The organism is Pseudomonas sp. R62 (assembly GCF_000257605.1).
Classification (GTDB): domain Bacteria; phylum Pseudomonadota; class Gammaproteobacteria; order Pseudomonadales; family Pseudomonadaceae; genus Aquipseudomonas; species Aquipseudomonas atacamensis.
The window spans coordinates 1,059,646-1,073,104 of the sequence record NZ_JH635998.1 but is presented as its reverse complement, the minus strand read 5'-3'; the positions used below and the strand labels follow the sequence as shown (position 1 = coordinate 1,073,104).

Genomic DNA, 13,459 nt, shown 5'->3' with positions numbered 1-13,459 from the left:
CTCGCGAAGGCGGTTTATCTGACACCTCGAATGTTGAATGTGCCGAAGCCCTCGCGGTCGGGCTCGCTCCGGGAAGGTCAGCTGCGTGACGGGGGCTGGTGGATTTCGTAGTTATCCAGCACCCGGTTCACCGCCAGTTCCGCCAGCATGATCACCTGCTGGATGGCCAGTATGGTGTGCCGCTGTGGGCTGTCGACGTGGGCGGCGATGTCGCTGCTCATGATGCTCGCCGAGGCGAGGGATTCGCAGGCGTGGGCCAGCAGGCTTTCGTTGTCCTGGTCCGGGGCGACCTGGAACATGGTGCTGGGTTTGTGGCTTTGCTGCGCGGTGGTGGCCGGTTTGAGGTAGTGATCCAGCGCGCGCTCGGCGGCGTCGTGGAGTTTCGTCGAGTCCGGGGATTGGTAGGGTGAGGTGCTTGCGGATTCGGGGGGATTGGGTGTGGGTTTGAACATGGCAAAGATCCTTTTGGATTAATGTAGCTGCCATTTTTCGTTTTCCAGGCGAAAGGGGTGGCAGCTGTACGCGGACTGGAAAAACCGGCAAAGGATCAAACCCGGCAGACCCGAAGGTCTCCCACGTACAGCCGCCATAACTGAATACCGGCGCTGAAAGAGCGCGGCATTATGTCATGCGCTGTGATCCTGCGGGTTTTCCAGACCCGGTTGCTGATTCGTCAGCAACCACCAGATCCTAGCCAGCGCTCTTCCGACGGACAACCTGCAAAACCTGTCGGAAACTTCCTTGAAAACACCGCGATGTAGGAGCTGCCGTAGGCTGCGATCCGTTGATTTTTAAACAGCAAGATCAAAAGATCGCAGCCTCGTTGCACTCGTCAGCTCCTACACGAAGTCAGCGGTGTTTAAAGTCAGGTGGCGACGCGCGCGCCAGCCAGACTCCCGCTCAACTCATACGCGACCAGTTCCGCCTGATGCGCCGCCAATATCTCCGGCAACGATCCGCGCAAATATTCCACCCAGGTTTTGATCTTGGCATCCAGGTACTGCCGCGACGGATAGATCGCGTAGAGGTTGAGTTCCTGCGAGCGGTAGTTGGGCATCACGCGCACCAGGGTGCCGTTGCGCAGGCCTTCGATGGCGGCGTAGACCGGTAGCACGCCGACGCCCATGCCGCTGGTGATGGCGGTTTTCATGGCGTCGGCGGAGTTCACCAGGAATGGCGAGCTGTTGATGGTGACCGTTTCTTGGCCGTCCGGGCCATCGAATGCCCATTTCTCCAGCGGGATCACCGGGCTGACCAGGCGCAGGCAGGCGTGGTTGAGCAGGTCGCTGGGTTTTTGCGCGGCGCCGTTGGCTTTTACGTAGGCCGGCGAGGCGCAGACGATGCTGTAGGTGATGCCCAGGCGTTGCGAGACGAAGCCGGAATCGGGCAGTTCGCTGGCCAGCACGATGGACACGTCGTAGCCCTCGTCGAGCAGGTCCGGCACGCGGTTGGCCAGGGTCAGGTCGAAGGTCACGTCGGGGTGGGTCTTGCGGTAGCGGGCGATGGCGTCGATGACGAAGTGCTGACCGATGCCGGTCATGGTGTGCACTTTCAGTTGGCCGGCGGGGCGTGCGTGGGCGTCGCTGGCTTCCGCTTCGGCTTCTTCGACGTAGGCGAGGATCTGTTCGCAGCGCAGCAGGTAGCGTTTGCCGGCCTCGGTCAGGGCGGTGCGCCGGGTCGTGCGATTGAGCAGGCGGGTTTGCAGGTGGGCTTCCAGGTTGGAGACCGCGCGCGAGACGTTGGCGGTGGTGGTGTCCAGTTGCACAGCGGCGGCGGTGAAGCTGCCCGCTTCGGCAACACAACTGAAGGCGCGCATGTTTTGCAAAGTGTCCATGGGGTGCTCTCAAGGGAGATGGCAAATTGTGACACGAAGTTTCAGGGGCTGAGACCCCCGACCAAGGGATTATCTCGTTAACCGTAACAAAGATTCACAGAAATCCCAGCTTATCGCCGCAGAGGCAGCTCCATAGAATTGCGCCGATCCTGTGCCGGCGCTGCCGAAGGCTGCGGTCTTTTGATTTTGTTTTAAGGGAAGCAAGATCAAAAATCGCAGCCTGCGGCAGCTCCTGCACGGTCCTCGATCTATCCCTCTCTCAGGAATTCGCAGCTGTGCCGCGTCGCATCAACAGAGCGCTTTTGCCGCTCAGTGTTCTGGCTTTAACCCTGGCTCTCGGCGGCTGCATCTCTACCCAAGGCATTGCCCCTCACGGCGAGGCGCTCGCGGCCGATTCACTGGCCACCGACGCCGCCATTGCCGAGGCCGCCAAAGACGCCCACTGGCCCAGCGCCCAATGGTGGCAGGCGTTTGGTGACGCGCAACTTGATCGCTGGATCGACCTCGCCGTGCAAGGCAGCCCGAGCATGGCCATGGCCGCTGCGCGGGTGCGTCAGGCCAAGGCCATGGCCGGTGTTGCCGAAGCGGCCGAGGCGTTGCAGATCAATGGCGAGTCGACCCTCAAGCGCCACAACTGGCCGACCGATCAGTTCTACGGCCCCGGCGAACTGGCCAATACCACCACATGGGACAACAACGCCGCGCTCGGCTTCAGTTACGCCTTCGACCTCTGGGGCCGCGAGCGCAATGCCAGTGAACGCGCGGTGGATCTGGCCCATGTGAGTGTGGCCGAGGCGCGCCTGGCGCAACTGGAACTGCAGAACAACATCGTCCGCGCCTACATCGAGCTGTCGCTGCATTACGCCCAGCGCGAAATCGTTGCCGCAATGCTCAAACAGCAACAGCAGATTCTCGATCTGGCGCAGAAGCGTTTGAGCGGTGGCATCGGCACGCATTTCGAAGTCAGCCAAGCCGAAACGCCGTTGCCGGAAACCCATCGCCAACTCGATGCGCTGGACGAGGAAATTGCCCTGAGCCGCAACCAGATTGCTGCGCTGGCCGGTAAAGGCCCGGGCGCCGCTGCGCAACTGCAACGGCCGACGCTGTCCCTCGCGGCACCGTTGAAGTTGCCCTCGGCATTGCCCGCCGAACTGCTCGGCCAGCGTCCGGACGTGGTCGCCAGTCGCTGGCAAGTGGCGGCGCAGGCGCGCGGCATCGATGTCGCCCACGGCGGTTTCTACCCCAACGTCGATCTGGTCGGCAGCCTCGGCTACATGGCCACGGGCGGCGGCGCGCTGGAGTTTCTGACCGGCAAGAAACTCAACTACAACGTCGGCCCGGCGATCTCGTTGCCGATCTTCGACGGCGGTCGACTGCGTGGCGAATTGGGCGAAGCGGCGGCCGGTTATGACATCGCTGTGGCGCACTACAACCAGACCCTGATCAACGCGCTGAAGAACATTTCCGATCAGTTGATCCGCCGCGAGTCGATGGACAAGCAGCAGGAATTCGCTGCCGAATCCGTGGCCGCAGCGCAGAAGACTTACGACATCGCGATGATCGCCTACCAACGCGGCCTCACCGATTACCTCAACGTACTCAATGCGCAGACATTGCTGTTCAAACAGCAGCAAGTGCAGCAGCAGGTGCAGGCGGCGCGGTTGAGTGCGCATGCCGAGCTGGTGACTGCCTTGGGGGGCGGCCTCGGTGCCGGTGATGACGTGCCGACAGCCGAGCAGACCCAAGCCCCGAAAACCCCGGCGCTGCTGCGGTGAACTCTAAATCTCTACTGGGAATTTCCTCCTTTGGAGTTGACCCCAAACCCTGTGGCGAGGGGATTTATCCCCGTTCGGCGGCGCAGCCGTCGCAAAGCCAGTGCACGCGGTGTGACTGTGGGAATCGGGTCGTAGTTTTTGGGGCCGCTTCGCAGCCCAACGGAGATAAATCCCCTCACCACAGGTTTTGCAGTGACCACAGAAAACTCTTCAGTTCTCGAACATTGAGCAGGATTTAATGACTCCCTTGCCCGCCCCCCTGCGCTGGCTCCACTCCCTGGAATGGCGTCGCGGTTTTTTCGACTGGGCACGCAGCGATGGCGTGACCTGGGTGTATATCTTCAAGGTGTTGCTCGCCGCGTTTCTCACCCTGTGGCTGGCGATGCGGCTGGAACTACCGCAACCGCGTACGGCGATGATCACGGTGTTTATCGTCATGCAGCCGCAGAGCGGTCAGGTGTTCGCCAAGAGTTTCTATCGCTTGCTCGGCACGCTGGCCGGATCGGCGATGATGGTCACGCTGATCGCTTTGTTCGCGCAGAACACGGAGCTGTTTCTCGGCTCGCTGGCGATCTGGGTCGGCATCTGCTCAGCCGGTGCCGCACGTTGCCGCAATTTTCGCGCGTATGGATTTGTGCTCGCCGGTTACACCGCAGCGATGGTCGGTCTGCCGGCGCTGGCGCACCCGGACGGCGCCTTTATGGCGGCGGTGTGGCGGGTGCTGGAGATCTCGCTGGGGATTCTCTGTTCGACGCTGATCAGCGCGGCGATTCTGCCGCAGACCGCCAGTGCGGCGATGCGCAACGCCTTGTATCAGCGCTTCGGCGTGTTCGCGCTGTTCGTCACTGACGGCTTGCGCGGGCGCAGCAAAGCCGAGGCGTTCGAAGCCAGCAACGTGCGCTTCATTGCCGAAGCCGTGGGCCTGGAAGGACTGCGCAGCGTGACCGTGTTCGAAGACCCGCACATGCGCCGGCGCAACGGCCGGCTAAGTCGTTTGAACAGTGAGTTCATGGGCATCACCACGCGCTTCAACGCCTTGCATCAGTTGCTTGAACGCCTGCGCGGCAATGGCGAAGAGCATGTCGTGGCAGCGATCAAACCGGGCTTGCAGGACCTCGCCGAAGTGCTCGACGGCTTCAGCGGTCGCGCGCTGACCAGCCCCGATGCGGCACGTTTGGCGACCGCGTTGGCCACCTACAAGGAAGGTCTGCCGGCACGTGTCCGAACCCTGCGCGGGATCTTTCAGGACACTGCTCCGAGCGAAGCCGAACAACTGGATTTCCACACCGCCTACGAATTGCTCTACCGCTTCGTCGATGACCTGCACAGCTATGCACAGACCCACGCGTCCCTGGCCGAGCACCGCCACGAACGCGAGCGCTGGGACGAGCCCTTCACCCCGCAAACCAACTGGTGGGCCGCAGCCGCGTCGGGAATTCGTGCCTCGTTCATCCTGATTGTGTTGGGCAGTTATTGGGTCGCCACCGCGTGGCCGAGCGGGGCGACCATGACCCTGATCGCCGCCGCCACCGTCGGCCTTTCCGCCGCCACGCCCAACCCCAAACGCATGGCCTTTCAAATGGCCTGCGGCACGTTTCTCGGCGCACTGATCGGCTTCGTCGAGATGTTTTTCATCTTCCCGCTGATCGACGGTTTCCCCTTGCTCTGCGTGATGCTCGCGCCGGTGATCGTGCTCGGTTCGTTCCTCGCCTCACGACCGCAATACGCCGGTGTCGGCCTCGGTTTGTTGATCTTTTTCAGCACCGGTTCAGTGCCGGACAATCTCACGATTTACAACCCCTACACCTTCATCAACGACTACATCGCCATGGTCATGGGCATGCTCGTGTGTGCGGCGGCGGGGGCGATCATTCTGCCGCCGAACAGTCGCTGGCTGTGGCAGCGCCTGGAGCAGGACTTGCGTGGCCAAGTGGTCTACGCGATCAGCGGCAAACTCAAGGGTCTGGCCTCGCGTTTCGAGAGCCGCACCCGCGATCTGCTGCATCAGGCCTATGGCCTCGCGGCAGGGCAACCGAAAGTGCAGAAGAGTCTGCTGCGCTGGATGTTCGTGGTGCTCGAAGTCGGCCACGCGATCATCGAATTGCGCAAGGAACAGGCGATCCTGCCGGTGCACCCGGCGTATGCCGAATCGCAGCCGTGGCGCCAGGCAATCCGCGTGATGGGGCGCGCGTTGGTGCGCCTGTTCTTGCAGCCGAACGCGAGCAATCTCGAACGCGCACTCGTGGCGGTCGATCACGCGATCAGCCGCGTCGCCGCCACCGACGAGCCGTTCGCGCCGCACTTCGATACCTCGGCGTTGCGCCGGGTGAAAAGCTACCTGCACTTCATCCGCACCTCGCTGCTCGACCCGCAATCACCCCTCGCCGAATTCGCTACTGCCAGGCCCGAAGGACTTGCCCATGCCTCGTGAAATCGCCTTCCACGGCGTGTACATGCCGACCATGACCCTGATGTTTTTCATTGCTGCGGGACTGGCCTGGGCAGTTGACCGCTTCCTCTCGGGGTTCGACCTGTACCGTTTTTTCTGGCACCCGGCGCTGCTGCGTCTGAGCCTGTTTACCTGTCTGTTCGGCGCCATGGCGCTGACTGTCTACCGTTGAGAACATCTTGATGAAAAAGTTTTTCAGCCTGCTCGCGACCCTGCTGGTGTTGGCCCTGGCGCTGTGGATCGGCCGCACGTTGTGGGAGCACTACATGAACACGCCGTGGACCCGCGATGGTCGCGTGCGTGCCGACATCATCAACGTCGCCGCCGACGTCACCGGCGAAGTGGTCGAAGTGCCGGTGCGTGACAACCAGTTGGTGAAGAAGGGCGATCTGCTGATGCGCATCGACCCCGAGCACTACCGCATCGCGGTCAAGCAGGCGCAGTCGTTGGTCGCCTCGCGCAAGTCGACCTGGGAAATGCGCAAGGTCAACGCCCACCGCCGCGCCGACCTCGACAATCTGGTGATCTCCAAAGAGAACCGCGACGACGCCAGCAACATCGCTGACGCCGCGCTGGCCGATTACCAACACGCCCAGGCGCAATTGGAAGCCGCCGAACTCAACCTGAAACGCACCGAAGTGCGCGCGGCGGTCGACGGTTACGTGACCAACCTCAATGTGCATCGCGGCGACTACGCGCGCATCGGCGAGGCGAAAATGGCCGTGGTCGACATGAACTCGTTCTGGGTTTACGGATTTTTCGAAGAGACCAAACTGCCGCACGTCAAAGTGGGTGACAAAGCCGATATGCAGTTGATGAGCGGCGAGGTGCTCAAGGGCCATGTCGAAAGCATTTCCCGCGGCATCTACGACCGCGACAACCCGGAAAGCCGCGAGCTGATTGCGGATGTGAACCCGACGTTCAACTGGGTGCGGTTGGCTCAGCGGGTGCCGGTAAGGATTCACATTGATGAGGTGCCGGCGGGCGTGTTGCTGGCGGCGGGGATTACTTGCACGGTCATAGTTGACGGCCTGAACTAACAGTATGTCGCGAGAAAGTCAGGGTTCTCGCGATTTTTACTCCTCGGCTATGTTTTGTTTGTTTGGTTTTTTCTTTTTTGAAGATTTGGTTAATTGTAAGTTGCTGTTGTGCTTCGATTTCTTAACTCATTATTGTGTTAGTGTTTTCCTGTCGCCATGAATATGGCACGACCCATTGATATAAGTTTTTGCCGATTGCATTCAGGCCTCGGCATATATTTGCTTTTAAAAAGGAATGTTAAGTTATGGAACTGATTAGTATCAGAATGGACGATCGCGTCAGTCATATAATCAGCGGTGAACCGGTGACTTTAAGTTTTACAATGTTGACCGATGGTACGCCACCTCCCGTAGGCTCGCGTATGCAGTTTCGGGCTCGCGACGGTGCGGCTTTCCTGCACGCTTCGATGCCTTCCAGCGGTGCGCAGATGAGCTATTCAGAAGATTTGAAGATCAGTACTTTGACCATCACCGAAGATCAATTTGAAGGGTGGAATCCGCGGCGCACGCTGACGTTTACAACACCTGTAAACATGGACTCTTCAAAGATTTCCGAGATATTCGGCATAGTTTATTATCAGCCCAGTTATGAGGAAGGATACTTTCCTGTACTCGTCCAGCCAGATGGAAAGCAGGCGATTTCGACCCGTCAGGTATTCGCTGCAAAATGGCAGGATACTGTGACCGGCGGCTGGATCTACAGTTATGACGTTATGGTTAAAGCCAGTGATCAATCGATTGCCCAATGGAAGTTTTCAAGTGCGGGTTTACCGACGGGAACGAGCATTTATGCCAATCCGTGGCTTGATGTAGTGCATGATGCAAAAGAAGGGATTGTCGAATTGGCTACGCCACCGGGTGACCGGTATGTGTTAATCCCGGGCGAGGAAGTCGCAGTCTCCATCCAGTTGTTATACCCCGCGGCAAAGGGACAATCTCCAGCGTTTGAATCCCTGCCCAATCTGACGGCCGTTCCGCGTTGATGCTCCGCAGTTACTAGGTCGTGATTGTTTGAGCTCGCCGCTGGCGAGCTCAAACTTCTGGATCAGAATTTCAGGTGCAACCCGAAGCGCTTCATCAACGTCGATTCCAGCAAACCCTTCGGCAACACCGCCGCCAACAACGGCAACGCCCGACTGCCGTTGCCGATGCGAACCAGCCGTGGCGGCTTGCTCTGCTGCACCGCTTTCAACAGCTCGGCAGCAAACTCACTGGCCGGGGTGGGTTTGTCCTGCGATGCCTTGGCCCGTGCCCGAATGCCTTCCCGCAATGGAAACCACGGCGACTGCTCGTTGATCAATAGCTCGGCTTCATGTCCGGCATTCTTCGCAAAGCTCGATTCGATGGCGCCGGGCTGGACTTCCATCACACGAATGCCAAACGGTGCCAGTTCCATGCGCAAGGCATCGCTCAATGCGTGCACCGCCGCTTTCGAAGCGCAGTAGGCGCCGGCAAATGGCGTGACCAGCACACCTGACACGCTGCCGATATTCACCACCAGCCCCTTGGCCCGACGCAGCAGCGGAAACAACGCGCGGGTGACGCCGACAATCGAAAACACGTTGGTCTCGAACTGGCGCTGCATCGCCTGCACGCCGCCATCGAGCAGCGGCCCCATCGCGCCGTAACCGGCGTTGTTGATCAACACATCGAGGCCGCCGTGTTGCTGGTTCAGACGCTCGGCGAGTTGCTCAAGCGCGGCGCCATCATTGACGTCCAGCTGAATCGCGGTGAAACCGGCGGCGTTGAGCGCAGCGACGTCTTCAGTCTTGCGCGCACTGGCCCAGACTTCGTAGCCGGCCGCTTTGAACGCGTCGGCGAGGGCGCGGCCGATGCCGCTGGAACAACCGGTAATCAACGCAACGGGCATGGCGCATTCCTTGTGCAAAAAAGTCGGGGGGAGGGGATCAGTCGGCAAAACTACCCTGCAAATGCTCGGCGCGAAACTCCAGGGTTTGCGGGCGATAGCCGGGACGCAGCGGCGGCAAGGGCAAACAATCTTCCCAGGTGGCGCCGGCCTGCAGTTCGCCGGGGCCGCGATAGCGTGGGGCGGTGTATTGATTGTCGGCCAGATTGACCGTATCGCCCGGCGCATACGCGGCGACGCGCCAGCGCAGTTCGGTCAGCGGCACATCGTTACCGTTGTTCATTTTCAATTGCAGCGGACGGTCGGCCGGGCATTGTTCGGGGGCATAGGCAATGCGCAGTTCCAGGCGCGCCAGTTGTTTGATCTCGCGGTTGTCCAGCCACACCACCCACATAGCTACGAAGCCGAGGCCGATGGCAGCGGCCACCGACACCGGCAAGGCCTTGGCCGGATAGCGCAGCAGCAGGATCAGCCAGGTGATGACCAGCAGGATGCCGATGAACATGTCGGATAACCTCGCAGAGACAGAGAGGCATCCTACCTAAGCGTGGGGGAGGTTGGCGATGGGCATCGGGACTTGCAGCGTCTGACCGGCTCTTCGCGAGCAGGCTCGCTTCCACAGATATGCATTTGAATTGTGGGAGCGAGCCTGCTCGCGAAGAGGCCATTGCAGGCGACACAGAATCAGGACAAAAAAAGCCCCCGCCCAGCCCGCTGCGGATAGGGAACGCAACGGGCTGGACGAGGGCTTCTCGTTTTAGTGATCGATTACTGCGCGATGGTCTTCACCGACACGCCGCGTTCGATCGGGGTGGAGCGGCCGTAGATATCTTCGAAACGTTCGATATCGTCTTCACCCAAGTACGAACCCGACTGCACTTCGATGATTTCCAGCGGGATCTTGCCCGGGTTGCGCAGGCGATGCACCGAGGCGATCGGGATGTAGGTCGACTGGTTTTCGGTGAGCAGGAACACGTTCTCGTCGCAGGTCACTTCGGCGGTGCCGCTGACCACGATCCAGTGTTCGGCGCGGTGGTGGTGCATCTGCAGCGACAGGCACGCGCCCGGCTTGACCGAGATGTGCTTGACCTGGAAACGCCCGCCCATGTCCACCGAGTCGTACGAGCCCCACGGACGATAGACTTCGCAGTGGTTCTGGGTTTCGCTGCGGCCCTGGGCATTGAGGGTGTTGACCATCTGCTTGACGCCCTGGACCTTGTCCTTGTGGGCAATCATCATCGCGTCCTTGGTTTCGACCACGACGATGTTCTCCAGACCGATCACCGAGACCAGTTTGCCGTTGCCGTGGATCATGCAATTCTTGCTGTCCTGGATGACCACATCGCCTTTGCTGACGTTGCCGTTGGCGTCTTTCTCGTTGACTTCCCACAGCGACGACCAGCAGCCGACATCGCTCCAGCCGGCGGTCAGCGGCACTACACAGGCGCGCTGGGTTTTTTCCATCACCGAGTAGTCGATGGAGTTGTCCGGGCAGCAAGCGAAGGTGGCTTCGTCGAAGGTGATGGTGTCGGTGTCCTGCTGGCTGCGCTCAAGGGTCAGCAGGCAGGTGTCGTAGATGTCCGGATCGTGCTTTTTCAGTTCTTCGAGGAAGCGGCTGGCGCGGAACAGGAACATGCCGCTGTTCCAGTAGTAACCGCCGGATTCGACGTACTCGGTGGCGCGCTTGACGTCCGGTTTTTCGACGAAGTGCGAGACGCGGCTGACGCCTTCGGGCAGCAGCGAATCGGCGGTGGATTTGATGTAGCCGTAGCCGGTTTCCGGTTTGGTCGCCGGTACGCCGAACAGCACCATCTCGCCGTTCTCGGCTGCGACAGTTGCCAGGGCCAGCGCACGTTGCAGGGCTTTCTGGTCTTCCAGCACGTGGTCGGCCGGCAGCACCAGCATCAGTTCGTCGCGGCCTTCATTGACCAGCATCATCGCGGTCAATGCTACGGCCGGCGACGTGTTGCGGCCGAACGGTTCCATCAGGATGCGCTGGCATTCCAGATTGCGCGCGGCCAGTTGCTCGTTGACGATGAAACGGTGTTCCTTGTTGCAGACCACGATCGGCGTGTCCATGCCTTCGAACACCAGGCGCTCGAGGGTTTGCTGGAACAGCGTGTGTTCGCCGGTCAGGGCGAGGAATTGTTTAGGGAACTGCTTACGCGAAAGAGGCCACAGACGCGAACCGCTACCACCTGACAAGATCACCGGAATCATAATGTTTACTCCATAAAATGCAGTTGAGAGCTGCAAGCTGCAAGTGGTGAGTTAGAAGCACTTCACTTGCAGCTTGAAGCTAGTAGCTGATAGCTCGAGCGATTAGCGAGTCGACACCGGGCGTTTCACCCAGACTGGCGACAGGTTGCTGCCGTTGCCGGTGACGTACAGCACCGCTGCCTCACCGCGCTCCAGGGCGACTGGTTTCACGTCGCCGACTTTCTTGTCGCCTTCGTACAGCGCCAGGCTGACTTTCACCGGGTTGATTTCACGTTCGCCACGGCCCTTGGCTGCCACGTTCGGCACCACTTCGGTCTTGCCATCGGCGGTCTTCAGGGTCAGCGGTTTGTCGCTGAGGTTCTGCACGCGTACCAGGGATTTCTGCTTGTTCTTGAACGGCGGCTCTTCGATCAGTTGTGGCGCGCCGGAAGCGTTGTTGACCAGGGTGTAGTAGTGGTCACCGGCGAGTTTCACCGGCAGGGTCTGGCTGCCGACTTTGGCGCTGTAGTCGCCGCCTGGCATGAAGCTGAAGTCACTGCTGGCCAGTGGCGCGATATCGCTCAGGTTGGTGCTGCCGACAGTCGCGCTGACTTCAGCGTTGCTGGCGTTGTAGACACGCACGAAGGTCGAGCCTTTCGGTGCGGTCGGGCCGTACAGCGCGGCGTCGCCGCCGGCGAAGGCTGGGACGGAAAGTACGCTGAGGCCAGCAACCAGTGCGAAGCTTTTAGCGAGACGACGAGGAGTAGTAGTGAAAGTCATGGTGTACCTCTCTTTCAGTTTTGCGCCCGATCGGGCGTCTCGGATTTAGTGTTGATGGCTACGTTTTGTTGGCGGGCGCCGGCTTGTTTAAGCTCTGCGACCCACTGCGGGTCGGCGTCGCCGATTTCGTTGTTCACAGGCAGATATCGTTCAGGAAACTCCCAGATCAGCACTTGTGGCGGGCTGTTCTTGAAGTCATCGCTTTTCAGGTAGCTGAGCATCGGTAGAATCGGGCCATGGCCGTCTTCGGCGTAGTTGACGACGTCGCTGTGCAGCGCTTGCTTGAGCGCACCGACGAAGTTCCAGTTGGGGTTGGCGCTGTAGCTGGTGCCGATCAGCGCGACCGGTACTTCGCTGTTGGCGAACAGGGCGTCGTCACCGGCAGGCTGCTCGGCGGCAACGGTGTTGCGTTTGAGCAGTGGCTCAGGCGCCGGCATCATGTTTTCGAACAGCGGATCGAGCGGCAGGAACAGACGCAGATCGCCCTTGTGCGTGACCTTCTCTGCTGGCGTGGTAACGAAGCGCTGTGGCTCGCCGCTCAGCGGGAATTTCTCGGCAATGGTTTTCGCCAGCGTGTTGGCGGCGATCTCGGCGCCTTCCGGCGTCCAGTGGGTGTCGGTGCGCAGGAACACTTGCTGACCGTTCTGCTTGGCCTGTTGCAGCGGGCCGAGCAGGTCAGGGGCGAGGATCTTGTCGGCCGCGACACGGGCGTGGAAATCCTGATACAGGTTCTGGTGAATGCTCGAAGGCTTCACTTCATCCAGATGCTCCGGATACAGACGCACCTTGGCCGGGACGATCGCCATCACCAGTTTCACGCCTTTCTCTTTCAGGGTCTGGCGCACGCCTTCGACCAGCGCGTAGTTGCCTTGCAGGTTCTGCTGTTCGTTGACGATCGGGTTGAATTCTTCATCGCTGTACAACCACTGGTCGCGGCCGAGCACGACGCCCGGACGACCTTCGTTGAACAGTTTGAAATCCAGCGCGGCCCAGAGGTTGGTGCCCAGACGCTTGATCGGGAATTCATCGTCGTAGTGGGTTTCCACCGCCTTGGTCCAGCGGCCATTGAGCACCGTCGCGTCGGCGTTGGTGCTGAAGCCGAAGAAGCTGCGAATCGACCACAGACCGAGGACTAACAGAGTCACCAGGAACAGGGCGATGTAGAAGATGCGTAATGAGCGGGTCATGTCAGATCCCTCAGAACTGGAAGTAAAGGAACGGCGAGAAGCTTTGCGCCGAGAGTTTGAGAATCGAGGCGATGAACAGCAGCAGGATCAGCCCGCGCATCACGTAGCGCGACCAATCGGCGGTCCAGTAGGCCGGTTGCACCTGGGCTTCGACGCCGACGGTGTAGCCAGGTTCGTGGATGCTCGCCGGATTTTCCCCAGGCGCTGCCTTGATCATTCCCGGCGTCGCCGTGGCAGGGCCATCGGCCTCGACGTTGACTTCAGGTTTGGTCTTGGCTGGCGGCTGATTGGTGTACAGATCACGCAGGCCGAAGAAGGCCAGGGTCAC

The 13,459-nt window shown here is 60.4% G+C and carries 12 protein-coding genes and 1 pseudogene; 5 read left to right on the top strand and 8 right to left on the bottom strand.

Annotated features, from left to right (window positions below; all coding sequences use genetic code 11):
- Window positions 1-77: 77 nt before the first annotated feature.
- Window positions 78-452, bottom strand: coding sequence for a DUF6124 family protein (locus OQK_RS06275; RefSeq protein ID WP_016771615.1), 375 nt, complete (start codon window positions 450-452; stop codon window positions 78-80).
- Window positions 453-865: 413 nt separating this feature from the next.
- Entirely contained in the window at window positions 866-1,834 is a 969-nt protein-coding gene (locus tag OQK_RS06270) for a LysR family transcriptional regulator (RefSeq protein ID WP_016771614.1), read from the bottom strand.
- A gap of 275 nt (window positions 1,835-2,109) precedes the next feature.
- Between OQK_RS06270 and OQK_RS06265 the strand changes: the two genes are divergently transcribed.
- The 5 genes from OQK_RS06265 to OQK_RS06245 all read left to right on the top strand — a co-directional run bounded on the left by OQK_RS06265 (window position 2,110) and on the right by OQK_RS06245 (window position 8,081).
- On the top strand, window positions 2,110-3,609 hold the full coding sequence (locus OQK_RS06265) for an efflux transporter outer membrane subunit (protein ID WP_016771613.1): 1,500 nt from the start codon (window positions 2,110-2,112) through the stop codon (window positions 3,607-3,609).
- A gap of 238 nt (window positions 3,610-3,847) precedes the next feature.
- A complete protein-coding gene (locus OQK_RS06260; protein ID WP_016771612.1) occupies window positions 3,848-6,040 on the top strand; it encodes an FUSC family protein in 2,193 nt (730 codons plus the stop codon).
- A complete protein-coding gene (locus tag OQK_RS06255) occupies window positions 6,030-6,230 on the top strand; it encodes a DUF1656 domain-containing protein (RefSeq protein ID WP_016771611.1) in 201 nt (66 codons plus the stop codon). The genes OQK_RS06260 and OQK_RS06255 overlap by 11 nt, the downstream gene beginning before the upstream one ends.
- Before the next feature lie 10 nt (window positions 6,231-6,240).
- The gene (locus tag OQK_RS06250) at window positions 6,241-7,098 is read left to right on the top strand and encodes an efflux RND transporter periplasmic adaptor subunit (RefSeq protein WP_016771610.1); all 858 of its coding nucleotides are present in this window, start codon (window positions 6,241-6,243) and stop codon (window positions 7,096-7,098) included.
- Between the two features lie 245 nt (window positions 7,099-7,343).
- Window positions 7,344-8,081 carry a hypothetical protein gene (locus tag OQK_RS06245; protein WP_016771609.1) on the top strand — a complete coding sequence of 246 codons (738 nt, stop codon included), beginning with the start codon at window positions 7,344-7,346 and terminating at the stop codon, window positions 8,079-8,081.
- Window positions 8,082-8,143: 62 nt separating this feature from the next.
- Here the strand turns inward: OQK_RS06245 and OQK_RS06240 are convergent, their stop codons facing one another.
- From OQK_RS06240 to OQK_RS06215, 6 genes and pseudogenes are all read right to left on the bottom strand, one after another.
- The gene (locus OQK_RS06240) at window positions 8,144-8,968 is read right to left on the bottom strand and encodes an SDR family oxidoreductase (RefSeq protein WP_016771608.1); all 825 of its coding nucleotides are present in this window, start codon (window positions 8,966-8,968) and stop codon (window positions 8,144-8,146) included.
- A gap of 37 nt (window positions 8,969-9,005) precedes the next feature.
- Entirely contained in the window at window positions 9,006-9,470 is a 465-nt protein-coding gene (locus tag OQK_RS06235; RefSeq protein ID WP_016771607.1) for a hypothetical protein, read from the bottom strand.
- Between the two features lie 263 nt (window positions 9,471-9,733).
- Window positions 9,734-11,185, bottom strand: a complete 1,452-nt coding sequence (locus OQK_RS06230; RefSeq protein WP_016771606.1) for a mannose-1-phosphate guanylyltransferase/mannose-6-phosphate isomerase — start codon at window positions 11,183-11,185, stop codon at window positions 9,734-9,736.
- A 102-nt stretch (window positions 11,186-11,287) separates the two neighbouring features.
- Entirely contained in the window at window positions 11,288-11,944 is a 657-nt protein-coding gene (locus OQK_RS06225) for an alginate O-acetyltransferase AlgF (protein ID WP_016771605.1), read from the bottom strand.
- Between the two features lie 14 nt (window positions 11,945-11,958).
- Window positions 11,959-13,131, bottom strand: coding sequence for an alginate O-acetyltransferase (locus tag OQK_RS06220; RefSeq protein WP_016771604.1), 1,173 nt, complete (start codon window positions 13,129-13,131; stop codon window positions 11,959-11,961).
- A 10-nt stretch (window positions 13,132-13,141) separates the two neighbouring features.
- Window positions 13,142-13,459 (bottom strand): annotated as a pseudogene (locus OQK_RS06215) (MBOAT family O-acyltransferase); the annotation flags it as partial.

Excerpts from the sequence above, each read along its gene's own strand:
- OQK_RS06235 (WP_016771607.1), bottom strand. The coding sequence starts at position 9,470 with ATGTTCATCGGCATCCTGCTGGTCATCACCTGGCTGATCCTGCTGCTG.
- OQK_RS06260 (WP_016771612.1), top strand. The coding sequence starts at position 3,848 with ATGACTCCCTTGCCCGCCCCCCTGCGCTGGCTCCACTCCCTGGAATGG.
- OQK_RS06245 (WP_016771609.1), top strand. The coding sequence starts at position 7,344 with ATGGAACTGATTAGTATCAGAATGGACGATCGCGTCAGTCATATAATC.
- OQK_RS06255 (WP_016771611.1), top strand. The coding sequence starts at position 6,030 with ATGCCTCGTGAAATCGCCTTCCACGGCGTGTACATGCCGACCATGACC.
- OQK_RS06250 (WP_016771610.1), top strand. The coding sequence starts at position 6,241 with ATGAAAAAGTTTTTCAGCCTGCTCGCGACCCTGCTGGTGTTGGCCCTG.
- OQK_RS06230 (WP_016771606.1), bottom strand. The coding sequence starts at position 11,185 with ATGATTCCGGTGATCTTGTCAGGTGGTAGCGGTTCGCGTCTGTGGCCT.
- OQK_RS06270 (WP_016771614.1), bottom strand. The coding sequence starts at position 1,834 with ATGGACACTTTGCAAAACATGCGCGCCTTCAGTTGTGTTGCCGAAGCG.
- OQK_RS06220 (WP_016771604.1), bottom strand. The coding sequence starts at position 13,131 with ATGACCCGCTCATTACGCATCTTCTACATCGCCCTGTTCCTGGTGACT.
- OQK_RS06275 (WP_016771615.1), bottom strand. The coding sequence starts at position 452 with ATGTTCAAACCCACACCCAATCCCCCCGAATCCGCAAGCACCTCACCC.
- OQK_RS06240 (WP_016771608.1), bottom strand. The coding sequence starts at position 8,968 with ATGCCCGTTGCGTTGATTACCGGTTGTTCCAGCGGCATCGGCCGCGCC.
- OQK_RS06225 (WP_016771605.1), bottom strand. The coding sequence starts at position 11,944 with ATGACTTTCACTACTACTCCTCGTCGTCTCGCTAAAAGCTTCGCACTG.